Origin of the sequence: Rhodococcus sp. 3258 (assembly GCF_031456475.1) — a bacterium.
Classification (GTDB): domain Bacteria; phylum Actinomycetota; class Actinomycetes; order Mycobacteriales; family Mycobacteriaceae; genus Rhodococcoides; species Rhodococcoides fascians.
Genome location: NZ_JAVDUT010000003.1, coordinates 264,494 through 285,631, shown reverse-complemented (window position 1 = coordinate 285,631; position 21,138 = coordinate 264,494). Strand labels below are relative to the sequence as shown.

21 protein-coding genes and 2 tRNA genes are annotated in these 21,138 nt (G+C 63.2%); 13 read left to right on the top strand and 10 right to left on the bottom strand.

Annotated elements, in window-relative coordinates:
• Positions 1–14: 14 nt before the first annotated feature.
• Entirely contained in the window at positions 15–1,931 is a 1,917-nt protein-coding gene (dnaG, locus tag J2X62_RS12210; protein WP_032384555.1) for a DNA primase, read from the top strand.
• Here the strand turns inward: dnaG and J2X62_RS12205 are convergent.
• Complete coding sequence (locus tag J2X62_RS12205; RefSeq protein WP_027497479.1) at positions 1,928–2,173, bottom strand: hypothetical protein; 246 nt, start codon at positions 2,171–2,173, stop codon at positions 1,928–1,930. The two genes, dnaG and J2X62_RS12205, sit on opposite strands and share 4 nt — an antisense overlap.
• Positions 2,174–2,355: 182 nt before the next feature.
• Between J2X62_RS12205 and J2X62_RS12200 the strand changes: the two genes are divergently transcribed.
• Together J2X62_RS12200 and J2X62_RS12195 are read left to right on the top strand one after the other, a co-directional pair.
• A tRNA-Asn gene (locus J2X62_RS12200) sits at positions 2,356–2,428 on the top strand.
• Between the two features lie 274 nt (positions 2,429–2,702).
• The gene (locus J2X62_RS12195) at positions 2,703–3,617 is read left to right on the top strand and encodes an AfsA-related hotdog domain-containing protein (RefSeq protein ID WP_167327870.1); all 915 of its coding nucleotides are present in this window, start codon (positions 2,703–2,705) and stop codon (positions 3,615–3,617) included.
• Here J2X62_RS12195 and J2X62_RS12190 read toward each other — a convergent pair.
• Both J2X62_RS12190 and J2X62_RS12185 read right to left on the bottom strand, forming a co-directional pair.
• On the bottom strand, positions 3,595–4,236 hold the full coding sequence (locus J2X62_RS12190; protein ID WP_027497477.1) for a ScbR family autoregulator-binding transcription factor: 642 nt from the start codon (positions 4,234–4,236) through the stop codon (positions 3,595–3,597). The two genes, J2X62_RS12195 and J2X62_RS12190, sit on opposite strands and share 23 nt — an antisense overlap.
• Positions 4,237–4,294: 58 nt before the next feature.
• Complete coding sequence (locus J2X62_RS12185) at positions 4,295–5,128, bottom strand: oxidoreductase (RefSeq protein ID WP_222058623.1); 834 nt, start codon at positions 5,126–5,128, stop codon at positions 4,295–4,297.
• 93 nt (positions 5,129–5,221) lie between these two features.
• Here J2X62_RS12185 and J2X62_RS12180 point away from each other — a divergent pair, with 93 nt between their 5' ends.
• The 3 genes from J2X62_RS12180 to J2X62_RS12170 all read left to right on the top strand — a co-directional run bounded on the left by J2X62_RS12180 (position 5,222) and on the right by J2X62_RS12170 (position 7,435).
• Positions 5,222–5,689: an NUDIX domain-containing protein gene (locus J2X62_RS12180; RefSeq protein WP_032382770.1), complete on the top strand. Its 468-nt coding sequence runs from the start codon at positions 5,222–5,224 to the stop codon at positions 5,687–5,689.
• A gap of 71 nt (positions 5,690–5,760) precedes the next feature.
• A complete protein-coding gene (locus tag J2X62_RS12175) occupies positions 5,761–5,913 on the top strand; it encodes a hypothetical protein (RefSeq protein WP_155288446.1) in 153 nt (50 codons plus the stop codon).
• 55 nt (positions 5,914–5,968) lie between these two features.
• Positions 5,969–7,435 (top strand): MFS transporter, encoded by a 1,467-nt coding sequence (locus J2X62_RS12170; RefSeq protein ID WP_027497475.1) that lies wholly within the window; start codon positions 5,969–5,971, stop codon positions 7,433–7,435.
• Between the two features lie 11 nt (positions 7,436–7,446).
• Here J2X62_RS12170 and J2X62_RS12165 read toward each other — a convergent pair whose 3' ends face one another.
• On the bottom strand, positions 7,447–8,169 hold the full coding sequence (locus J2X62_RS12165) for a GAF and ANTAR domain-containing protein (protein WP_027497474.1): 723 nt from the start codon (positions 8,167–8,169) through the stop codon (positions 7,447–7,449).
• A gap of 110 nt (positions 8,170–8,279) precedes the next feature.
• Here J2X62_RS12165 and J2X62_RS12160 point away from each other — a divergent pair, with 110 nt between their 5' ends.
• Genes J2X62_RS12160 through J2X62_RS12145 form a run of 4 tightly spaced genes read left to right on the top strand, consistent with a single transcriptional unit; the run spans position 8,280 to position 11,565 of the window.
• On the top strand, positions 8,280–8,747 hold the full coding sequence (locus J2X62_RS12160; RefSeq protein ID WP_027497473.1) for a universal stress protein: 468 nt from the start codon (positions 8,280–8,282) through the stop codon (positions 8,745–8,747).
• Between the two features lie 60 nt (positions 8,748–8,807).
• Entirely contained in the window at positions 8,808–10,646 is a 1,839-nt protein-coding gene (locus tag J2X62_RS12155) for a TIGR03767 family metallophosphoesterase (RefSeq protein WP_204857267.1), read from the top strand.
• Positions 10,643–10,993 carry a hypothetical protein gene (locus J2X62_RS12150; RefSeq protein ID WP_027497472.1) on the top strand — a complete coding sequence of 117 codons (351 nt, stop codon included), beginning with the start codon at positions 10,643–10,645 and terminating at the stop codon, positions 10,991–10,993. Before J2X62_RS12155 ends, J2X62_RS12150 begins: the two co-directional genes overlap by 4 nt.
• Positions 10,990–11,565, top strand: coding sequence for an EI24 domain-containing protein (locus J2X62_RS12145; RefSeq protein ID WP_222058625.1), 576 nt, complete (start codon positions 10,990–10,992; stop codon positions 11,563–11,565). The genes J2X62_RS12150 and J2X62_RS12145 overlap by 4 nt, the downstream gene beginning before the upstream one ends.
• 138 nt (positions 11,566–11,703) lie before the next feature.
• Here the strand turns inward: J2X62_RS12145 and J2X62_RS12140 are convergent, their stop codons facing one another.
• From J2X62_RS12140 to J2X62_RS12125, 4 genes are all read right to left on the bottom strand, one after another.
• Positions 11,704–12,906 (bottom strand): MFS transporter, encoded by a 1,203-nt coding sequence (locus J2X62_RS12140; RefSeq protein ID WP_310180836.1) that lies wholly within the window; start codon positions 12,904–12,906, stop codon positions 11,704–11,706.
• Positions 12,907–13,005: 99 nt separating this feature from the next.
• On the bottom strand, positions 13,006–13,608 hold the full coding sequence (locus J2X62_RS12135) for a TetR/AcrR family transcriptional regulator (protein ID WP_032389207.1): 603 nt from the start codon (positions 13,606–13,608) through the stop codon (positions 13,006–13,008).
• 171 nt (positions 13,609–13,779) lie between these two features.
• Positions 13,780–13,856 (bottom strand) — tRNA-Ile (locus J2X62_RS12130).
• A gap of 69 nt (positions 13,857–13,925) precedes the next feature.
• Entirely contained in the window at positions 13,926–16,061 is a 2,136-nt protein-coding gene (locus J2X62_RS12125; protein WP_310180833.1) for a molybdopterin-dependent oxidoreductase, read from the bottom strand.
• Positions 16,062–16,146: 85 nt separating this feature from the next.
• Between J2X62_RS12125 and J2X62_RS12120 the strand changes: the two genes are divergently transcribed.
• The 3 genes from J2X62_RS12120 (at position 16,147) to J2X62_RS12110 (ending at position 18,145) form a co-directional block, all read left to right on the top strand.
• Positions 16,147–16,950, top strand: coding sequence for a serine hydrolase (locus J2X62_RS12120; RefSeq protein WP_027497453.1), 804 nt, complete (start codon positions 16,147–16,149; stop codon positions 16,948–16,950).
• A 144-nt stretch (positions 16,951–17,094) separates the two neighbouring features.
• Positions 17,095–17,607, top strand: coding sequence for a DUF3145 domain-containing protein (locus J2X62_RS12115; RefSeq protein WP_032368158.1), 513 nt, complete (start codon positions 17,095–17,097; stop codon positions 17,605–17,607).
• 88 nt (positions 17,608–17,695) lie between these two features.
• Positions 17,696–18,145 carry a cold-shock protein gene (locus tag J2X62_RS12110; RefSeq protein ID WP_032368157.1) on the top strand — a complete coding sequence of 150 codons (450 nt, stop codon included), beginning with the start codon at positions 17,696–17,698 and terminating at the stop codon, positions 18,143–18,145.
• A 168-nt stretch (positions 18,146–18,313) separates the two neighbouring features.
• Here J2X62_RS12110 and J2X62_RS12105 read toward each other — a convergent pair whose 3' ends face one another.
• Complete coding sequence (locus J2X62_RS12105; protein WP_310180828.1) at positions 18,314–19,747, bottom strand: carboxyl transferase domain-containing protein; 1,434 nt, start codon at positions 19,745–19,747, stop codon at positions 18,314–18,316.
• A gap of 132 nt (positions 19,748–19,879) precedes the next feature.
• Positions 19,880–21,130 (bottom strand): KasA/KasB family beta-ketoacyl-ACP synthase, encoded by a 1,251-nt coding sequence (locus J2X62_RS12100; RefSeq protein ID WP_027497449.1) that lies wholly within the window; start codon positions 21,128–21,130, stop codon positions 19,880–19,882.
• Between the last annotated feature and the right edge of the window lie 8 nt (positions 21,131–21,138).

Below are 21,138 nucleotides of genomic sequence, written 5' to 3'. Positions count from 1 at the left end.
GCTAGACTCCAGTCGTGGCCGGCCGAATTCCTGAACGTGACATTGCCGCCATTCGCGAACGCACACGGATCGAAGACATAGTCGGCGACTACGTCTCGCTCAAGCGCGCGGGCGGCGACTCCATGAAGGGGTTGTGCCCCTTCCACGACGAGAAGTCCCCGTCGTTCCATGTTCGGCCCAATCATGGCCACTATCACTGCTTCGGCTGCGGCGAAGGTGGTGATGCCTACTCCTTCCTCCAGAAGATCGAGCACATTTCGTTCGTCGAGGCCGTCGAGCAACTCGCCGATCGGCTGAACTACTCGATCTCCTACGAGGGCGGAGGGCCATCGGTCCAACGTGACCGCGGGACCCGAGCGCGCTTGATCGCCGCGAACGCGGCGGCTCAGGAGTTCTACGCCGGTCGGCTCAGCGGGCCCGATGCCCAGGCCGCCCGGGACTACCTGACCGAACGCAACTTCGACGGCCACGCCGCGCTGGCCTACGGCTGTGGATACGCACCCGACGGCTGGGACACCCTCACCAAACATCTGCTGGGCAAGGGCTTCGAAGCCAAGGAGATAGTCGACGCCGGCCTGGCAACCCCGGGCAAGCGCGGCACACCCATCGACCGATTCCGGCGCCGATTGGTGTGGCCCATTCGCAGTCAGAGCGGCGACGTTATCGGATTCGGCGCACGCAAATTGTTCGACGACGACACGATGCCCGGAAAGTACATCAACACTCCGGAAACGATGCTGTACAAGAAGTCTCAGGTGTTGTTCGGGCTGGATCTCGCGCGCAAGGAGATCGCGAAGTCGCATCAGGCCGTCATCGTCGAGGGCTACACCGACGTCATGGCGATGCACCTCGCCGGCGTCAAGACCGCGGTGGCGTCCTGTGGCACCGCGTTCGGCGAAGACCACCTCGCGATGCTGCGCCGACTGATGATGGACGACAGCTACTTTCGCGGTGAGGTGATCTACACCTTCGACGGTGACGACGCCGGCCAGGCCGCGGCCATGAAGGCGTTCGAGGGGGATCAGAAGATCGCCGGGCAGACCTTCGTCGCCGTCGCACCCGACGGAATGGACCCGTGCGACCTGCGCCTGAAATCCGGTGACAACGCCGTTCGCGATCTCGTGGCCCGGCGGACCCCGATGTTTGCCTTCGTCGTCAAATCGCTGCTCCGAGAGCATGATCTGGACACGCCCGAGGGGCGCGTCGAAGCGCTCAAGCGCACTGTTCCGGTGGTCGCGCGAATCAAGGACGCCTCACTGCGGGACGAGTACGCCAGGCAGCTCGCCGGGTGGACCGGCTGGGACGACACTGCGATGGTGCTCGCACGCGTGCGCGACGAGGCGAAGAAGGGTGCCCGAGGCGACACGAGCGGTAAACGCGTGCCCTTCGAGAAGCGTCAGGCAGCGCCGACGGAAGCCCCCACCGGGCCGCCGCGTCCGAACCCCACCGATCCGACGCTGTGGCCGCAACGAGAGGCCCTCAAGGCGGTGCTGCAGATGCCCGCGGTCGCCGGCACCGTCTTCGATTCGCTGCCACCCGAAAGCTTTCATCATCCGGCGTACGCCGCGGTGCGTGATGCCGTGGCCGCGGCCGGCGGCACTGCCGCGGGCCTGGGCGGTGGGGAGTGGGTCGACGCAGTGGCCAAGCAGGCCAAGGACGCCGTGGTGGTGTCGTTGGTGACGGAGTTGGCCGTCGATCCGATGCGCGTGGCCGACGACGCTCTCACGCGCTACATCTCCGGTGTGCTCGCCCGGCTTCAAGAGGTGTGGGTGGGCCAACAGGTCGCCGAACTGAAGTCCAAGCTGCAGCGCATGTCGCCTGCGGAGAAGCCGGACGACTACAACGCCCTGTTCGGTGATCTCATCGCCCTCGAGCAGTACCGCCGCAGCCTGCTCGAACTCGCCGTGGGAAGCGTCGCCGAGGTCGGTTAGCGCCGCAGCTGATCGCGCGGGACGAAAACCTGGTCTTCGTCGTCGACCGGCTTCATCGGCTCGAGTCTCGGCTGCGTGTTCAGAGAGTCGGACAACTTCTGACGGCCGACCTCGATTGCCTTCTTGGTGGCCGGGCTCGACGCGACGGCGCTGGCCGTCTTGCGAATCTGCTCGTAGCGGCCCCGTCCGGCCTTGGCTCCCAGTACATATGCAGCTCCAGCCGCCAGTACCAAACGAATCATCAGTGGGTCCTTCCGTAGAGCGTGCGGCCGTTCTTCCATCTTGCCCGACGAACCTCGAGCAGGGCGATTCGGTACACAGCGGAAGCTGTTCCGGCGCTCTCGTGGGCCCGATTTGGTACTCACAAGGGGGTGTGCGCTATTGTTTCCAACGGCTCGCACGAGAGTGTGACGCCGCGAGGTAATCCCCCATAGCTCAATTGGCAGAGCATTCGACTGTTAATCGAAGGGTTCCTGGTTCGAGTCCAGGTGGGGGAGCGCAGTCCCCGTCCGGCTTGTCCGGACGGGGATTTTTGCTATCAGGGGTCGCTCGCCCGTGACGGGATCGGTCGGCGAGAACGTACCGCACATGTGGTACCGAGAGTCCCGGACAGCTATCAGATCGTGACCGAATCTTCTGTATATCGATCGAATGAATCAGGCCGACCGATGCCAGTTTTGTCGGTGTCTCGCGACATACTGTTCGTGCGGTCCGGGACGCTCGGAAGTGCTCGAAAAAAGCCGGATCGGTCGGGTTCTAAGGGGCATTGAAGTGAGTTTGAGTTACGCATCCACCGTTCCACGTCAGCTCGTGCATCGGCGCTCTCCGGCGGACGTGCTGTTGACCGACTACGAGACGGTCGACGGTACGCATCGTGCGGCGGTACAGCTGCCGACGTCGCATCGCATGTTCGTGCCGGTACGTCGCACCCACGATTCGTTGATGATCGCCGAGGCGCTACGGCAGGCGGTGAGCCTGTTCTGTCACGTCGAACACGACGTCCCGCTCGATCACGTGGTCTACATCGAGCACTTCCGGTTCGACATTCTCGACCTTCTGTCGGTCGACAACATCGACGATTCGCTTGTCGCCGAGTCGATCACGACCGACCGGACATTCGAGGACGAGTCGCTGGACAACCTGAAGCTGTCGGCTCGACTGCTCAACCGCGGTCAGGTCGTCGCCTCTGGAACGGCGTCCGTGCGTCCCATCGGACCGGACGTCTACTCCAAGGTCCGCAAGCCGACGATGGCCGACCCACACTTCCGGTACCTTCCCGCCGGAACCGAGGTGGTGGAACCGGCCGGAGTCGGCCGTCTCGACCCCTCCGATGTAGTACTGGCTCGTCATACGTCGGACGGGACGCTCGTGGTTGCTCCGGATCCGCGAAACCTGGCGATGTTCGATCATTCGGTGGAATACCTACCGGGCGTCACCATGCTCGAAGCCGCCCGTCAGGCGTTGCGTTTGGCCACCGGTTGCGTGGGACTGGATTTCACGTCCCTGGAGGTCAGGTTCTTGGGGTTCGCCGAATGGGCCAACCCGTGCACGGTCATCGTCGACAGCGACACGACCGACGGCATTCACCGCATTCAGTTCGAGCACGACGGGGTCGTGCTCTCGGCGATGTCCGTCACGGCGACACCCGAACCGTGGCTGCCGCTCAGCGATCGTTCCAGTCGATGAGCGGTGCGTCGGCGACCGCTCGAATCCGGGCCAGTCGCCGGCGAGGGGCGATCGACGGTAGCAACAGGTGCCACATCTCGGTCATCCGAAGCTGGAGGTCGGCGCGTCCGGTGAGCATCTCCGAGACGGTCTGAACTCCCGTGAACGATGCGACGATCATCCTGGCGAGTGCGGCCGTGTCCACGTCGTCGACGATGTCGCCTTCGGTCCGGGCGCGCTCGGTCAACTTCGCGATCATTCCGATCCAGTCGTCGAACGATTGCGCATTCGGATTCTGAGCCGTCGTCGATTCCAACGTCAACCGCATGCCGCCACGTGCGATGGGGTCGGTCTGCAGCTGACGCGCCAACTCCTTGGTGATCAGGATCAGGGCATCGATGGCCTTCGGTGTGCTTTCGATGATGGTGACGGTGGCAGCGGTGGCAAGAGCCATCTGTGCCTCGATCACGGCCTGCGCCAGATCTTCCTTCGACGAGAAGTGGAAGTACATCGCACCTTTGCTGACGCCGGCGTTGGCGATGATGGTGCTCAGACTGGCTGTGCCGTAGCCGAACTTGTCGAAGCTCGATGCGGCTCCCACGAGTACGGCCTGCCTGGTCGATTCTGCGCGCTCTTGCATCGGTAGACAATAGCTGGTACCCGCTTTCGCGGCACTCTCCGAGTCAAAAGACGGCAATTCACCGAAAATCGGTGTCGATGCCCAAGGGGCGAACCGTGCGGGCCTGCTCGATGCGGCCAACGAGATAGTCATCTATCCAGTCGAACGACGTCGAACCCAGCGGCAGTCGAAGAGGGGGCTCGTCCGACGAAATCGCTTCGATCACAGCGTCGACGCCGCGGCGTGGGTCGCCGGGCTGGGATCCGTGCGTCGATTCGAAGGCGACTCGCGCCGGCCCGATCAATTCGGCGTAATCGTCGAGTGGGTTGCCCCACTTCAATGATCGACCGCTCGCATCGGTGCGAAAAGGTCCGGGTTCTACGATTGTGACGCCGATACCCAGGTGGCGTACCTCTGCGGCCAGAGCTTCGGAGAAACCTTCGAGTGCAAACTTGGCTGCTGCATACGCTGTCCCGCCGGGGCCAGGGACCACGCCTATTACCGAGGACATCTGCACGATGTGACCGCTTTGCCGTGCCCGCATCGAGGGTAGAACGGCTCGAGTAACCGCGCAGGGACCGAAGAAGTTGACGTCGATGTTTTCTCGGAAGCGGTCTTCGTCGATCTCCTCGAACGCTCCCAGTAGACCGTAGCCGGCGTTGTTGACGAGAACGTCGATGCGTCCGAACTGATCGAGGGCCGCACCCACCGACGAATCTATCGACTGCTGGTCTGTGACATCGAGACGTGTCCGAAGCAGGCGATCGTTGGCGGGTTCGCGTATATCGGCAACTCTGCGGGCGGTGGCCACCACACGATCGCCGCCATCGAGTGCAGCGCGAACGAACTGTCGGCCGAACCCTGAGCTTGCTCCGGTGATCAACCACACTCTGTCGGTATCGATCGCGTTCATGTTGTCGTGCCCTTCGCATCGAGGTCGTGAGCCGCGATAACGGTAATGATGCGGGATGACGGTGAGCAACCGAATTGATGGCACGCTCATCACATGGTCAACAAGAGCGCGGGCATTCTGCTGTTTCGTGTGAACGCCGACGTGGTAGAGGTCCTGATCGCCCATCCCGGCGGCCCGTTCTGGGTGCGGAAGGACGACGGTGCGTGGTCGATAGTGAAGGGGGAGTTCACCGAGGCCGAAGACCCGTGGGCGGCGGCTCAGCGTGAATTCCGAGAGGAAGTCGGCATCGAGGTGCCTGCGGGCAACCCCATCGAGCTCGGCACCGTCACACAGCGCGGCGGGAAGATCGTCACCGCGTTCGGGATCGAGTCCGACCTCGATGTCTCCACTGCGATGAGCAACACATTCGAGATCGAGTGGCCGCCGAAATCCGGGAAGATGCAATCGTTTCCCGAGGTAGACCGCATCGAATGGTTTCCGGTGCCACTGGCGAGGACAAAGCTGCTGGCCGCGCAGCACCCATTTCTCGACGCGGTGGAGGCCTTTGTGGAGTCGCGCTAGTTTCGGCGGCGAATCCAGGGGTATCCGGCGGCCGGAAACGACGGCCGCGGATGCAGGGTGGGAAGTGGAACATGACACCGATGGAGACGACCGACGCCGACACGGCTCGGGTGGAAACGGCTCTGCTGGAAGGTCAGTGGGCAGGTCGAATCGTGGCCTCGGGGTTCGTGGCTCTGGCCACCGGCCTGTCCTGGATGTTCGCCGCGTCCGCAATGATCGGCTAGCAATACCAGACCGTCCGGTCGATACTGCTCAGCGACTACTACGAAGGGCAGTGCAGTGACCGACGGTATTGCGTCAGCGACCCCACCGGCGATCGAGGTACCCAAGCGCGCCTGGCAAGCCCTGGTGGTTCTGTTGCTCGGCATGTTCATGGCCCTGCTCGACACCACCATCGTCAACGTCGCATTGCCGACGATCAGCACGACGCTGGAGGCATCGGAATCCGTTCTGTCGTGGATCATCTCGGGCTACGCGCTCGCGTTCGGTCTCGCCCTGATTCCGGCGGGCAAGGTCGGGGATCGGATCGGGCACAAGTGGGTGTTCTTCACCGGTCTCGCTCTGTTCACGGTGGCCAGCTTTGCCTGCGGACTCGCTCAGGACGATCTGCAGTTGGTTGTTGCCCGAGTGGTTCAGGGTCTGGCAGGCGGAATGTTCGTGCCCGCTGTCACAGCGTTCATTCAACTGCTGTTTCCAGGCCCTGTGCGCGGCAAGGCATTTGCGATCATGGGTGCGGTCATCGGAGTGTCGACTGCGTTGGGGCCGATCGTCGGCGGGTTGATCATCCAGGCTTTCGGTGAGGAGAACGGCTGGCGGTTGGTCTTCTGGGTCAACCTGCCGATCGGAATCGTCGGTCTGATCGCGGCGGCGGTTCTGCTGCCGAAGAAGGATGAATCCGAGCCGACTGCAAGGCCGGGCATCGACTGGCTCGGGTTGGTGCTGATCTCCGCCGGCCTCATCGCGCTGCTCGTACCGCTGATCGAAGGCCAGGAGCTCGGGTGGCCGTTGTGGACCTACGTGACCATTGCTGCAGGCGTGGGCCTGATTGCAGTGTTCGGCTGGTGGGAGGTGATCCACAGCGGTCGTGGACACAATCCGCTCGTGCCGCCGCGACTGTTCACCCGACCGGCATTCACCGGCGGTGTGATTCTCGCGCTGGTGTACTTCGCAGCGTTCACCAGCATCTTCTTCACCATCTCGTTGTTGTGGCAGACCGGGCTCGGCAATACGGCCCTCTCGTCCGGGTTGGTCTCGATACCGTTCGCGATCGGCAGCATCATCGCGTCCTCGCAGAGCAACAAGCTCACGATCCGACTCGGCCGCACCGTACTGATCCTCGGCGCATCGCTGGTGTCGATCGGCTTGATCTGGCTGTGGATCATCTTGGCGACCAGTTCCGCCGACACCATCTCCCATTGGACTCTGCTGGTCCCGCTGTTCATCGCGGGCTTGGGCAACGGCGCGTTCATCGCTCCCAACGCGCAGTTCATCGTCGCAACCGTCGACCGCGACGACGCAGGGGCCGCGAGCGGCGTCATCTCGACGATGCAGCGCGTCGGCTCCGCAATCGGTATCGCAGTCATCGGTAGTGTGCTGTTCGGCTCACTCACCATCACCGGCCCCGATACCGTGGGATCCGGCTTCCTGCACGGTGCCGCAATGGCCATGGCCGTCAGTGCCGCGTTCAGCGTCGTTGCGTTGGCGTTGGTGTTCGCTCTACCGAAGAAGGTGCAGAGCGGTCACTGATCTCGGCTCGTTCAGCTCGACAGGCCCTTGCCGTGCCGCTGGACGACCGTCGATGCGAGATCGGCGATCTTGACGTTGAGATCCTGCGACGATTTGCGGAGCAGTGCGAACGCTTCTTCGTCGGATACTTTGTGCAGCGCCATGATGAGGCCGATCGCCTTGCCGATCTCACGGTTACTCTCGAGGCCGTCGCGCAAGGTCGATGCCTCTTGGCCGTTCAGCATCGCCCCTACCGTTACAGAAGTGAATGCAGTCAGGATGACGGCTTTGTCGGCGGTGTCGGCATCGAAGGCACCTGCGGTGTCGGTGAACAGGTTGAGAGCACCCACCTTCTGCTCGTCGACCTTGAGGCGGAACCCCATCGCTCCCCGGACCGGCGTGCGGTTCAGGACACCCCGAGCCATTGCGGGCCACTGGGTGGGGCTGCTGAAATCCGGCTCGAGTTGGACGGCCTCGGTGGTCAGCGCATCCAAGCACGGTCCCTGACCAGTGGCGCGTTCGATGTCGTCGACGACGCGTGCCACGTCATCCGAGGCCGCGACGGTGACGGCCTTTCCGTGGCGCAACAACATGAGACTCGCGTGATCGCAGTGAGGGACAACCATCGTCGCGGCGTTGCAGATAGCGGTGTAGACCTCTTCTGCGCTACTGCCGCGATACACGATGTCGGCCAGAGCGGCGAATACAGTTGCCGGGTCGGTCGACGGAGCGTCGAACTGTTCGTCGTCGGTCATTGCTTCTCCCGTCGTGTGGCGCATGCCGGGCAAACCGGTTGCGCAGCACATCAACCGTACCGCCCTGCGCCGGGGTCCCTGCACCAATGGGCTGGCAGTAGCCTCATGTCGTGAGCAATGCGCAGGAATCTACGGGGTTCGAGTACGGCCACGACGGCCCGAAGTCCATCGTGGTGGGCGTCGACGGCTCGGATTCGTCCTGGCGGGCCGCCGCATACGCCGGAGGACTGGCCCGTAGGCAACAATCGCTTCTGGTGCTGGTCTACGTGCAGCCCATCGCCACCGCGTCGTGGGGCCAGGCGGGGATCTCGATGGTGGAAACGGGCCGACAGATCGCCGACGAACTCCTCGACTACATCAGAACCTCGGTGGCCCGCTTCGGGGAGCGAGAGCAGGTTCGCTGGGAATTCCGCACTGCGCAGGGTGATCCTTATAACGGACTCGTCGCGGTTGCCGATGGACTCCGCACCGACGCCGTCGTGGTGGGGGCCTCCGAACGCGCCGGGCACCGATTGGCGGGATCTGTGGCAGTGCGACTGGTCAAGGCGGGCCGCTGGCCGGTCACAGTGGTGCCATGAAGGCTCGAATTCCAACCAGTCCGCGGTTTTCCCTGTAAAAGTTGGCAGTCACCTCGTCGGATGCGAGGCGCATGTGGTGCGGTTCTCGGATTCGGGGAGTTCCATGGCGGTCTGTCGCGTCGTCAATTCGTCACTCGGGTGGGCACCCTCGCCGCGGCATGGGGAATCGCACCGCAGGTTCTGGGCCACGTCCTTGTCGCTCGGGCGCAGCCGGCGTCAGGAGAGACCGATGTCGGCGGAACGCTGGCGCAGACCATCCTGAGATCGTCGACCGGCCCCGGTCGGTACCGGGTGCTCGCTGCGGGGCCGGGGGAGCCCTACGTCCCTCGCCTCGACATCCTCGGGCGGGCACCCAGCGCGTCTCGGGTGCAGGCCAGACGCTCGTTGCTCTACTTGGGGCACCTGTCGGACATGCATGTCATCGATGCGCAATCGCCCGGCCGGATCGAGCCCATGATCGTCTCCGACCATGCAGCGTGGGGCTCGGCCTTCCATCCGCAGGATCCGCTGACCGTGCACGTCACCGCCGCGATGGTGAAGGCATTTGCGGATGCGCGAATCAGTTCGGTCACCGGCGCTCCCATGGGAGCCGCGGTTGTCACCGGTGACAGCGCCGACATGCATTCTCATCTCGAACTTCGTTGGTACATAGACGTTCTCGACGGCGTCGCGGTCCGGCCTACGAGTGGCGCATCCGACGTCTTCGAGGGCGTGCAAGCGTGGCCCGAGGCGCAGTGGGCGTATCGGCCGGGCGATCCGTCGGGAGGGTCGTTCGGGGACTACGGATTTCCGACGCTTCCCGATCTGTTGACGCAGGCGATGTCGGGGACCGTCGAATCGGTGGGGCTACCCGTCCCGTGGTATTCCGTCTACGGCAATCACGACACGTTGTTGCTCGGCACGTTCGATCTCTCCTCTCAGCTGCATGCCCTCGCGGTCGGCGGACGCAAGGCGTACACACTCGAAGCGACGGCCACCTCGGCATTGGCCGGGTACGCATCGACAGGTAGTCCGCTGCAGAGGATGCTCGATGCGCTCGGGGTCGGATCCGGTGCCCGGCCCGGGTTTCGAGCAGTGTCGGCAGATCCGGCTCGGTACCTCTTCGAGCAGCGTGAGTTCATGCAGGAGCACTTCGAGACGACTCCCACCCCAGGGCCGATCGGGCACGGTTTCACCCAGCACAACCTCGACTCGGGTGAAACCTGGTGGGCGGCGGACCCGACTCCGAACGTTCGCACGTTCGGACTCGACACCTGCAACGCCGTCGCCGGGCCCGACGGTGCGGTGCCCGAGGACCAGTTCGACTGGCTCACCCAGCAATTGGAGAAGGCGCAGGCCGAACGCAAGCTCGTCCTGATCTACACCCACCACAACAGCCTGACCCTGGAGAACCGTGCACAGCGGCCGGGACAGTCGGTGAAGCTGTACGGCGCAGACGAATTCATCGATCTGCTTCTGAAATATCCTGTGGTGATCGGTTGGCTCAACGGTCACACCCACCAGAATCAGATCCTGGCGCATTCGCGAGACGGACGAGGGTTCTGGGAGATCACCACCGCGTCGTGCATCGACTTTCCGCAGCAACAGCAGGTGGTGGAGATCGTCGACAACAGAGACGGGACATTGTCGCTGTTCACGACCGTGCTCGATCACGCGTCGCCGATCACGCCCGGGAACAGCGGCAGCTACCTGGACCTCGCCTCGCATAGTCGTGAGTTGGCTGCGAACGACTGGGCCGAGAATCCGCTGATGCGACGAGGTTCGCGCCTCGACCGCAACACCGAACTCCTCCTGCCCGCGCCGTTCGACCTGAGCGCCATCACCGACGCTGCTCTGGAACAGCAACACCTCGACGAGCACGCCAGACTGATTGCGTACGAGACGAGGCAGGGACGATGAACGGTGTTCGTAGACAGCTCTTCACGGTGGCGGCAGTGCTGGCCTGCGCGGGGTGCTCGCAGACCGCCGCGCTCGCGCCGGTCGGGGGAGCCGAACTCGGGAATCTCCGCTACGCGGTGAACGACGTTCTGTTCGAGCAAGGAATCGAGATCCTGGTTGCGCCCGTGTGCTCGGGCACCGGGGCGGACATCGAATGTGCCGGGACGACAACCGGTAACGAGACGATTAACGGTACGGCCACGTCCGACGATGCCAGTACCGTCGAAGTGAAGGTCGGCGCAACCGTTCTCTACTCGGGTTCGGTGCAGGACGTACTCGACCGCAATTCGACGGTCGGTGCGCCGTGAGAGGGGTGCTACTGCTCGCATCGGTGGTTATCGTCTCGGCTCTGATTCAGGCGCTGACCGTGGTGGGGGATCCGGCTCCGACGTCCTCCCTGAGATTCGCTGCGCTGGTCGTCGTTTCCGCCGCAACGGTGGTGTGTGCGCTGTGGTTCACCGCCTCGATAGCACTCGACGTGGTGGACGGCAACGCGTCGGGTGCATTGAGCCGGACGTGGCGACGACCGCGGGTACTGGCCTGGTGCGTGGTGCTGACCGTGGCGGCCGTTGCGTTCGCAATTCTCTTCCCCCTGCTCCCGGCTGTCGTGATTGTCTTTGCGCTGCTGATACTTCCAGCGGCGGTCGACGGTCGCCGAAACCCTCTGCGCGCTGCACTACACACCGTGAAGCAATCCCCGTGGCGCTGTACCGCAGCGGCGGTCATCACGATCCTCGCCTACCTACTCGGCTGGGTGGTGGCACTCGTGCTGGGATTCTTCGTCACCGGCGTGGTGGCGGCATTCCTGACGTGGCTGTGGTTCGGGGCCACTGCTGCTGCACTGCTGGTGTATTGGTCGGCTTTGTATCGCAAGGGGTAGGGATTTGATCCGCGTTCTCTTCCATGACGGGATGACTCGAACTGCGCGGGTGTCGTCTCGAACGGCGCCGACAACTTATGACTGCGCCCGCCTCGGTCGGGATGCTGCTGGACGTGCAGCCGATCACGACGATGTCGGTCATCTCCTCAACTCGGCTCGCGTATTACCCAGCTTCGGTAGGAGAACAAGGATTCCGACACCCGCGAAGACCAGGGACAGGTAGTAGACCGAGTGGACGGATGCGGATAGATCGATGATGACACCACCGAGGGACGCGGCGAGGAAGATTCCGAAGCAGATGATCGAGGTGTGGACAGTATTGACGACGAAGGATGTACCGCCGACTCTCATGACCCGGACTGCGAATGCCGGGTTGAGACTCACGCCGGCGAATCCGAGGGCGGCAACGCCAACCAAGACTGCTACCGAATTGCTGTCGCCGAGAAGGAACAGCAGACCGGACAAGAAGATCACCACCGCGCCGACGCAGGCGACGGACAAGGGGAAGTCATCGGAAAGTCGACTGACCACAGTGATACCGATGACGCATGCGACGCCGTATGCGGCCAAGATGATGGGGACCCAGCTCTGGTCGAAGCCGGCACGTTCGGTGAGGATGGGGGAGAAGTAGCTGAAGATGGAGAACACGCCGCCGATCAGCAATCCGCTTGTCGCGTAGGCGAGCCACAAGCTGCCATTCTTCAACTCCGACAGTTGTGTCAGAATTTTTGGTCGTGGGCCGGCGTCCACTGCGGGTACCAGAACGAAGCTCGCTGCGAGTGCGATCGCCGCGAGGACTGCCACGAATGCGAATGCCAGTCTCCACCCGAAGGCGTTACCGAGGAAGCTGGCGACTGGTAGACCGATGACGGTGCCGATCGTGTTGCCTCCCATGACGATACCGATGGCGCGGCCCCGGATCTTCTCGGGTACGGCCTGGGCTGCGATGGAGAGAGTGACGCCGTAGGCGGTACCCGCGGCGGCTCCGGTAAGGATGCGTCCGATGACGATGACGGCATAGTTGGGGGCTGCAGCGGCTATCAGTTCGCCGATGATGAAGACGATCGATATGGCGAGCAGGGCGGACTTGGGGCGAAACCTGGTGAGAAAGATCGAGGCGGGCGGGGCCACGATTACCATCGACAGCGCGTAGATCGCGATGAGATATCCGACGCTGGGGATCGATGCAGGCAGATCCCGTGCGAGGTCGTTCATCAAGCCCGACACCATGAATTCGCTCGTCGTGAACGCCAAGATGGTGAACGCAAGTACGTAGACGGGGAGGGGAACTCGGTCGGGAGTCTGCGGCGCTTGGGGTTCGCAACTCGTAACGTCATGCATCTCTGACGATCTCCTTTGTGTGAGGTGTAGAACCGGAATTTTTGTATCGATCAGTACAAAAAATGGCCGCAGGAGACTGGTTGTCGATGCTCGCCGTCCTTACGGCGTAAGTGCTCTCAGCGCCCCGTCGGCTATAGCGCGCATTGCTTCACGTCCGGAGGCCACTCGTGCAGCCACTCGAATGCCGACGATCGCACCATTGACGATTTCGGCCTGCGCGCGGGGTGGAAACGTAGATGAGACCTCGCCAGTGGCTTGTCCGGCATGTAGGTAGTCCGCCAATACTGACAAACGCCGCTGGAGGTTGGCCGTCAACCGCTCGAGTGGTGCGGCAAGTTCAGGATCGTCCGCAGCTTCGATGGCCGTATTCACCGAGAAGCATCCTGATGGGCCACCTGACGAGCGCCGATCCATCTCGCCTTCGATCAGATTGTCGAACAGAAGCCCAATTCGATCAAGTACGGAAGTCGTACTGCCTAAGAGGATCGCGTCTGCCGACTCGTCGGCTTTCGTGAGGTACGTCGACATGCATTCTTCGTACAGCCCGATTTTGCTGCGAAACGCATTGTAGAGGCTGCTTCTGCCCAAACCAGTCGCACGACAGAGCATGTCGGTGCTCGTGCCGTGAAATCCATGGGCCCAGAACTGGTCGAGTGCTGCATCGACTACGGCGTCTCGATCGAAGTCGGCTGTTCGTCCCATAGCCAGACGTTAGCAATTGTGTACTGATCTGTCCAAAATTGTTCCTGTGATCGCCGGGAGAGGGCACCTGTCGAGCGAGGTGTGGGCAGTGCAGTTCGACAGAAACACTGTCGGCACTTATCGATTTCGTCGGCCGGTAAGCACCACAGCCGAGTTGCTTTAAAACCGTCTTGGTGGGGCGGGCGGGGCTCGAACCCGCGACCAATGGATTATGAGTCCACGGCTCTAACCGACTGAGCTACCGCCCCAATCCCGTACCAGGTACGAGCCAGCAGAATCGTACAGAATCACGCCGTCTCGTGGTTCCATCGGGGGCGCTACTTGGCCCTCACCTGCACCGGAACGCCGTTGAGAATCGCGTTCGCCGATACCGCGTCGACTCGGGCGGGGTCGGTGATGTCATTGACGCTCGGTCCGGTGACAGTGGTGGCGACCGAGAGCTGCACGCCGGGGCGCTGATGTCCGAATCCGTGCGGCATGCTCACCACCCCGGGCATCATCTTTTCGGACGCCGCGACCTCGATGTCGACGGTACCGGCCGCGGAGGTGACCGACACCATCGAACCGTCTTCGATCCCGCGCTGGAGGAGATCGTTCGGGTGGGCCAGAAGCTGATGTCGCGCTTTGCCTTTGGTGAGCCGAGCGGTGTTGTGCATCCACGAGTTGTTGCTGCGCAGATGCCGTCGACCGATCAGCAGGAGCTCGTCGTCCTTGGGGACAACGCTCGAGTTCATCAGATCCACCAGAGCAGGCAGTTCGCCGACCACCACGTCCTGAATCAGTTGAACGCGCTTGTCCTTGGTCTTCAGTTTCTGGGGAAAGCCCGGCCGCAGCGGACCGAGATCGATGCCGTGTGGGTTGGCTCGAAGCTTTCTCAGCGACAACCCTTTTCGTCGGCTACGGAGCAGGATGTCGAGAGTGCGAGCAGGGGACAGGCGCAGACGGGCCTCGCCGATGACGCTCTTCGGCGTCAATCGTGCCTTCAGGCGATCGACGGTGGAGCCTGCCATGCGGTTCTTGTAGCGCAGTGACAAGTCGCGGAAGATCTCCCAATCGTGCTTGGCATCAGTCTGTTTGGGTAGAACTGCGGGCATGTACTTGGCAGTGTTGTGTACCGCGAAAGAATTGAAGATCAGATCGTAGTGATCGCGTTCGAGGGACATCGTCGGCGGCAGAATTACGTGTGCGTGCCGCGAGGTCTCGTTGATGTAGAAGTCGAACGACACCATGAAATCGAGTCCCGCGAACGCGTCGTTCAGGGTAGTACCGCCGGGCATCGACAGCACCGGATTGCCGGACAGGACGGCCATGGCACGAATCTGGTCCTTGCCCTCGGTGGTGATCTCGTAGACAAGCGTCGAACAGGGATACTCGCCGGCGAACTCGGGGAGATCGCGAACGCGGCTGCGCCACTTGTCGAAATGGCCACGACCGACGATGCCCTGCGAGATCAGATCGATCGCCGGATCGGTCACCATCGCACCGCCCGGTCGGTCGAGATTGCCCGTGATGATGTTGAGTACCTGGATCGCCCACTGGCACACCGTGCCGAACTGCTGCGTCGACACCCCCATCCTGCCGTACGCCACTGCAGACTTCGCCGCAGCGAATTCCGTTGCGAGAGAGGAGATGTCGTCTGCCGACATGCCGACGATCGGTGCCACCGCCGTCGGCGTGAATTCGGCGACGAGATCGGCAAGTCGATGGGCACCATCGACGTAGTCGGCGACACGGACGGAGCCGTCGGCGACGATCGTGTGAATCATCGCCAGCAACAGCAGCGCGTCGCTGCCGGGACGAACGAAGAAGTGGGTGTCGGCAATATCCGCCGTTTCGGTCTTACGTGGATCGACCACTACCAGTCGGCCACCCCGCTTACGGAGTGCGCGTGCTCTTTTGGCGAAGTCGGGCACCGTCATCATGCTGCCGTTGGAGGCCATCGGATTGCCGCCGAGGACGAGGAAGAAATCGGTTCGATCGATATCCGGAATGGGCAGCAGGAGCTGGTGGCCGTACAGCAAATGGTCGACGAGCTGGTGCGGCAACTGATCCAAGGACGTCGCCGAGTACCGATTGCGGGTGCGCAGCAGCGACGTGAACGGAATGCCGTGGGTCATCGCACCCATCGAGTGCACGTTGGGATTGCCCTGATAGAGCCCGACAGCGTTGGATCCGTACTTCTTCCGCGTCGAGACGAGGCCGTCGACGACGAGGTCGTACGCCTCATCCCAGCCGATCTTCTCCCACTTCTCACCCACCCGCTTGACCGGTGTGGTGAGCCGATCGGTGTCGGCATGAAGGTCGATCAACGACAGAGCCTTCGGGCAGATGTGGCCCCGGGAGAGTGGGTCCTTCTCGTCGCCGCGGATCGAGACCACCGCGTTGTTCTCCACCGTGAATTCGAGACCACAGATCGCCTCGCACAGATTGCACGATCCATACACAACCGACATCGCATTTCTCCCATTCCTGTCGTCCGAGACTAGCCCGGCGGGGGACCGATCCACCGGCATCGACGGACAATTAGGCTTTGGGGTCGTGACTACCCTCGATCTCACTGCCTCGTGGCCCGTCGACCATGTCAGTGCTGCCGTCGTCACCGACGCCGGAGTGCGGGAGGAGGTGGGGGACACCGCGCGCGTCTTCGAGCTGGCGTCGGTCACCAAATTGCTCGCCGCCTACGCGGTGCTCGTTGCGGTCGAGGAAGGTGCCGTCGAGCTCGATCAGCCCGCAGGGCCGGAGGGGTCGACTGTGCGGCATCTGCTGGCGCATGCCTCGGGACTGGCGTTCGGCGAGCGGAAGGTGCAGGCTCCTGCCGGCACAAAGAGGATCTACTCGAGCGCGGGATTCGAGGTCTTGGCCGAGCTCATCGAAGCAGAGTCGGGAATTACCTTTCCCGACTACCTGGATGAGGCCGTCTGCGGTCCGCTCGGGATGGTCGACACGTCGCTGCCCGGGTCGGCCGGTCACGGTGCCCGTTCGTCCGTTGCAGACCTGACCAAGTTCGCCGCGGAGCTGTTGGAACCGACTCTCCTCGCGTCGCAGACACTGTCTTCGGCCGTCGACGTGCAGTTTCCCGGCCTGAACGGAATCGTGCCCGGGTACGGATCGCACAAGCCTTGCGATTGGGGTCTGGGGTTCGAGCTGCGCGATGACAAGACCCCGCACTGGACTGGGAGTAACAACTCGAGGGCTACGTTCGGCCACTTCGGACAGGCCGGGACGTTCCTGTGGGTGGACCCGTCGGTGAGGATCGCGTGTGTGGTGCTGACCGATCGGAACTTCGGAGATTGGGCCAAACCGCTCTGGCCCGAGCTCTCCGACGCCGTCCTGGCCGGGTGAAACACCACCGTTCACAGATTGCACTGGCGCAACAGGGGCAACTCGGGGCACACTAGTACACACACGCGTTGAATCGCTGCAACCAGTTCGAGCATGTCGAGGTCGTTGGGGAAGACGTCCCTCGTCGAAGCTGGAGGTAGTGCAATGCGTGGATCGAACCAATTCGCAGATGCGACGTCGGGTGTTGTGTACATCCACTCGTCGCCCGCTGCGCTTTGCCCGCATGTCGAATGGGCGTTGTCCGACGCCCTCGATTGCCGTGCCAATTTGAAGTGGTCCGCGCAGCCGGCATCCGACGGTCAGCTGCGCGCCACCACGGACTGGATCGGGCCCGTAGGCACCGGAGCGAAGCTCGCCGGCATCCTGCGCTCCTGGCAGATGCTGCGCTACGAGGTGACCGAAGACGCCAGCGAAGGCGTCGACGGCGAACGGTTCTCGCACGTACCCGGATTGGGTCTCTGGCGCGGATCGACGAGTGCCAACGGGGACGTGGTGCTCGGCGAGATGCGACTGCGCGCCCTGATGGAGAACAACCAAGGCAACCTCGCCGCGGCAGTGGAGCACGCGCTCGGCTCGGATTGGGATGCCGCACTCGAGCCGTTCCGCACCGGAGGCGCAGGAGCAGAAGTGACCTGGCTCAGCCGCAACGTCGGCTAGCAGCGGTTGCCGGGGATTCGTCGCGGCGGTAGTTTCGCGTTCGTGCCTGGGGTAGGCATGTGGGAACGACCGTGGAGTGGTGAGTTCGATGTTGTCGACCGGAAAAGTGATTCGATTCGACGAGTTCAAGGGGTACGGATTCGTAGCGCCGGACGAGGGCGGCGAGGACGTGTTCATCCACGTCAACGATCTGGACTTCGACAAACGACTGTTGGCACCGGGAGTACGCGTCGAATACGTTGCCGTCGACGGTGACCGGGGTCTCAAGGCCACCGAGGTTCAGATCATCGACGGGCCGACGTCGACCGCTCTGGTTACCCGTCACAAACCCGACGTCCCATTTCACAACACCGCACCCGTCAGTGGTCACCAGCGCCACGACGACGCAGGCGCGGACGTCCTGTCCGAGGCGGACTTCACCACAGAGCTGACCGAACAACTACTGACGTCGAACGGCACGCTCACGGCTGCGCAGATACTCGACGTGCGATCGGCCGTAGTTCGACTGGCCCACGATCACCGATGGATCCAGGGCTGACCGACCTCGATCGACCTCGTTCGCCCGTCCCCGGTGTGAATCAATGTGGCTTTCTTGCACATGGAGTGCCTGAAAGGCGCATTGATCCCAACCGGGGTGGGTTTCCCAACCGAGGTGGGGTCTAGGGGGCAGGGCTGACGGACCGCAGTAGGTAGCGGCCGGAGTCGATCAGAGCGGGATGTTCTTGTGATTTCCGCGAGCCGCAGGTGCTGCGGCGAGAGCCTGCGCAACCGTGCTTCGGGTCTTGCTGGGCTCGATGACCTCGTCGACCACGCCGATGGCCACTGCGCGATCGACACCGCCTGCGATGCTCTCGTGCTCGACGGTGAGGCGGTCGTGCAGTGCCTCACGCTCTTCTTCGGGTGCGGCGGCGAGCGCCTTCTTGTGCAGGATTCCGACGGCCGCCTTCGCGCCCATCACGGCGACCTCGGAGCCGGGCCAGGCGTAGACCGCGGTGGCACCAAGTGCGCGGGCGTTCATGGCGATGTACGCGCCGCCGTAGATCTTGCGAGTGACCAGCGTGACGCGGGGGACGGTGGCCTCGGCGAACGCGTGCAGCAACTTCGCTCCGCGGCGAACGACGCCTTCCCATTCCATGCTGACGCCCGGCAGGTAGCCCGGAACGTCGACGACCACGATGAGCGGAATGCCGAAGGCATCGCAGAGGCGAACGAAACGCGCTGCCTTCTCGGCACTTTCGGAGTTCAGGCAACCTCCGAGTCGGATGGGGTTGTTGGCGATGACGCCGACGGTGCGGCCACTGATGCGGCCGAGCCCGATGACGATGCTGCGAGCCCAGCCGCCCTGGAACTCCTCGAACGTCGATTCGCCTTCGACGTTGTCGAGCAGTTCGTGAATGATCGGGTGCACGTCGTAGGCGCGACGATTGGATTCGGGCATCAGCGCGCGTAGATCGGTGTCACCGTGTTCTGCGGCGGCGATGTCGAACACGCCCTGCTCGCAGAACATCGACACCAGACGGCGGGCGCGGGTGAACGCGTCCATCTCGCTGTCGGCGACGATGTGGCAGACCCCGGACTTCTTGTGGTGCGTGTCGGGGCCGCCGAGCGACTCCATATCGACCTGTTCGCCGGTGACGCTGCGAACGACGTCGGGTCCGGTGACGAATACGCGTCCCTCGGGAGCCATGATGACGACGTCGGTCAAGGCGGGACCGTACGCTGCACCACCGGCTGCGAAACCGAGGACGACGGAAATCTGTGGGACGAGGCCGGACGCTCGAACCATGGCCTCGAAGACGAGTCCGACGGCATGGAGAGCCTCGACGCCCTCGGCGAGGCGAGCACCACCCGAATGCCAGACGCCGACGATCGGGGCGCGCTGTTCGATGGCGGTGTCTAATGCGGCAACGATGTGCTTGCAACCGTCCACTCCCATGGCACCGCCCATGACGGTGGCGTCGGAGCAGTAGGCGATGGTATGGACGCCGTCGATTTCGCCCGATGCGGCCAGAATTCCCGACTTGTCCCGATCATGCAGGGGGACAGTGGTTCCGGCGTCGAAGAGCTTTTCGAGGCGGGTGAGGGGGTCGCGCGGATCGGTGGAGGTGCCGGATCGTGTGACAGGGGCCAGAATGGTCATCGCGTTGTCCTTCTTCAGGGCCCCTGGCGGGGGCGAGGCCCGAGCCGGGACCGTCCGTCGAAAGAACGGCCCCAGCTCGGATCATGCACTGCGAGAGCGGGATTCGCTGAGTCGAGAAGTCGACTCAGTGGATCACGCCTTACCGAAGGCGAGCGCTACGTTGTGCCCACCGAATCCGAACGAGTTGTTGATCGCGTAGTCGATCTGTCCGACGCGGGGCTCGCCCTTGACGACATCGAGATCGATTTCGGGATCCTGGTTCTCCAAATTCAGTGTGGGAGGGATGATTCCCTCTCGCACTGCCAGCACCGTCAGTACCGACTCGAGGGCGCCGACAGCGCCGATCGAGTGGCCCAGAGCGGATTTCGGTGCGTACACCGCTGCGTGATTTCCGACTGCCTTGTTGATCGCCAGCGCTTCGGCGGTGTCTCCGATGGGAGTTGCCGTTGCGTGGGCGTTCACGTGGGTGATGTCGGACTTCTGCAGGCCTGCGGTCTCGATGGCGCGCTGCATCGCACGCGCGGCACCCTTGCCCTCGGGGTCGGGGGCCACAAGGTGGAACCCGTCCGAGGTGATTCCGGCACCGAGCAGGCGGGCGTGGATCGTTGCGCCGCGTGCTTTGGCGTGCTCCTCGGTCTCGATGACCATGAGCGCACCCGCTTCACCGAAGACGAAGCCGTCACGATCCTTGTCGAACGGACGTGACGCACCCTTCGGGTTGTCGTTGTTGGTGCTCATCGCCCGCATCATGGAGAAGCTGGCTATCGGAACCGCGTCGATGTATCCCTCGACGCCGCCGGTGACGACCATGTCCGCGTCGCCCATCACGATCATCCGCCATGCATGCGCAATGGCTTCCGATCCCGAGGAGCAGGCGGAGACGGGCGTGATGACGCCGGCTTGTGCTTTGAGCTCGAGCCCGACGACCGCTGCTGGGCCGTTCGGCATGACCATCTGAACGGCGAGCGGGGACACCTTGCGGTAGCCGCCGGCCTTCATCTTGTCGTTGGCGTCGATGAGAGAATCGCCGCCACCGAGTCCGGTACCGATCGACACGCCGAGGCGAAGGGGATCGACGTCGGGCGAGCCGGCGTTCTTCCAGACCTCACGGCCGAGCACCGTGGACAACTGCTCCACGTAGCTCAGGCGACGGATCTCGACCCGCGAGAGCAGACTCTGCGGGTTCACCGCGAGGTGTCCGCCGATCCGCACGGGCAGGTCGTACTCGGTGACGAAATCGTCTTCCAGAGTGCCGATTCCGCTTTCGCCGTTCAGCAGACCCTTCCACGTGGCATCGACGTCACCCGCGAGTGACGTGGTCGCAGCAAGGCTGGTGACGACGACACTGGGGAAGCGTCCGTTGGCGGTGGATGGGTTGGTCATGGGTCGTG

What these genes read in the sequence shown, in the direction of transcription:
- J2X62_RS12105 (WP_310180828.1), bottom strand. Translation starts at nt 19,747, where the DNA reads ATGACCATTCTGGCCCCTGTCACACGATCCGGCACCTCCACCGATCCG.
- J2X62_RS12190 (WP_027497477.1), bottom strand. Translation starts at nt 4,236, where the DNA reads ATGCAAGAGCGCGCAGAATCGACCAGGCAGGCCGTACTCGTGGGAGCC.
- J2X62_RS12100 (WP_027497449.1), bottom strand. Translation starts at nt 21,130, where the DNA reads ATGACCAACCCATCCACCGCCAACGGACGCTTCCCCAGTGTCGTCGTC.
- J2X62_RS12180 (WP_032382770.1), top strand. Translation starts at nt 5,222, where the DNA reads ATGGTCAACAAGAGCGCGGGCATTCTGCTGTTTCGTGTGAACGCCGAC.
- J2X62_RS12205 (WP_027497479.1), bottom strand. Translation starts at nt 2,173, where the DNA reads ATGATTCGTTTGGTACTGGCGGCTGGAGCTGCATATGTACTGGGAGCC.
- J2X62_RS12155 (WP_204857267.1), top strand. Translation starts at nt 8,808, where the DNA reads ATGCGAGGCGCATGTGGTGCGGTTCTCGGATTCGGGGAGTTCCATGGC.
- J2X62_RS12125 (WP_310180833.1), bottom strand. Translation starts at nt 16,061, where the DNA reads ATGTCGGTTGTGTATGGATCGTGCAATCTGTGCGAGGCGATCTGTGGT.
- J2X62_RS12150 (WP_027497472.1), top strand. Translation starts at nt 10,643, where the DNA reads ATGAACGGTGTTCGTAGACAGCTCTTCACGGTGGCGGCAGTGCTGGCC.
- J2X62_RS12115 (WP_032368158.1), top strand. Translation starts at nt 17,095, where the DNA reads ATGCGTGGATCGAACCAATTCGCAGATGCGACGTCGGGTGTTGTGTAC.
- J2X62_RS12135 (WP_032389207.1), bottom strand. Translation starts at nt 13,608, where the DNA reads ATGGGACGAACAGCCGACTTCGATCGAGACGCCGTAGTCGATGCAGCA.
- J2X62_RS12140 (WP_310180836.1), bottom strand. Translation starts at nt 12,906, where the DNA reads ATGCATGACGTTACGAGTTGCGAACCCCAAGCGCCGCAGACTCCCGAC.
- J2X62_RS12110 (WP_032368157.1), top strand. Translation starts at nt 17,696, where the DNA reads ATGTTGTCGACCGGAAAAGTGATTCGATTCGACGAGTTCAAGGGGTAC.
- J2X62_RS12185 (WP_222058623.1), bottom strand. Translation starts at nt 5,128, where the DNA reads ATGAACGCGATCGATACCGACAGAGTGTGGTTGATCACCGGAGCAAGC.
- J2X62_RS12165 (WP_027497474.1), bottom strand. Translation starts at nt 8,169, where the DNA reads ATGACCGACGACGAACAGTTCGACGCTCCGTCGACCGACCCGGCAACT.
- J2X62_RS12175 (WP_155288446.1), top strand. Translation starts at nt 5,761, where the DNA reads ATGACACCGATGGAGACGACCGACGCCGACACGGCTCGGGTGGAAACG.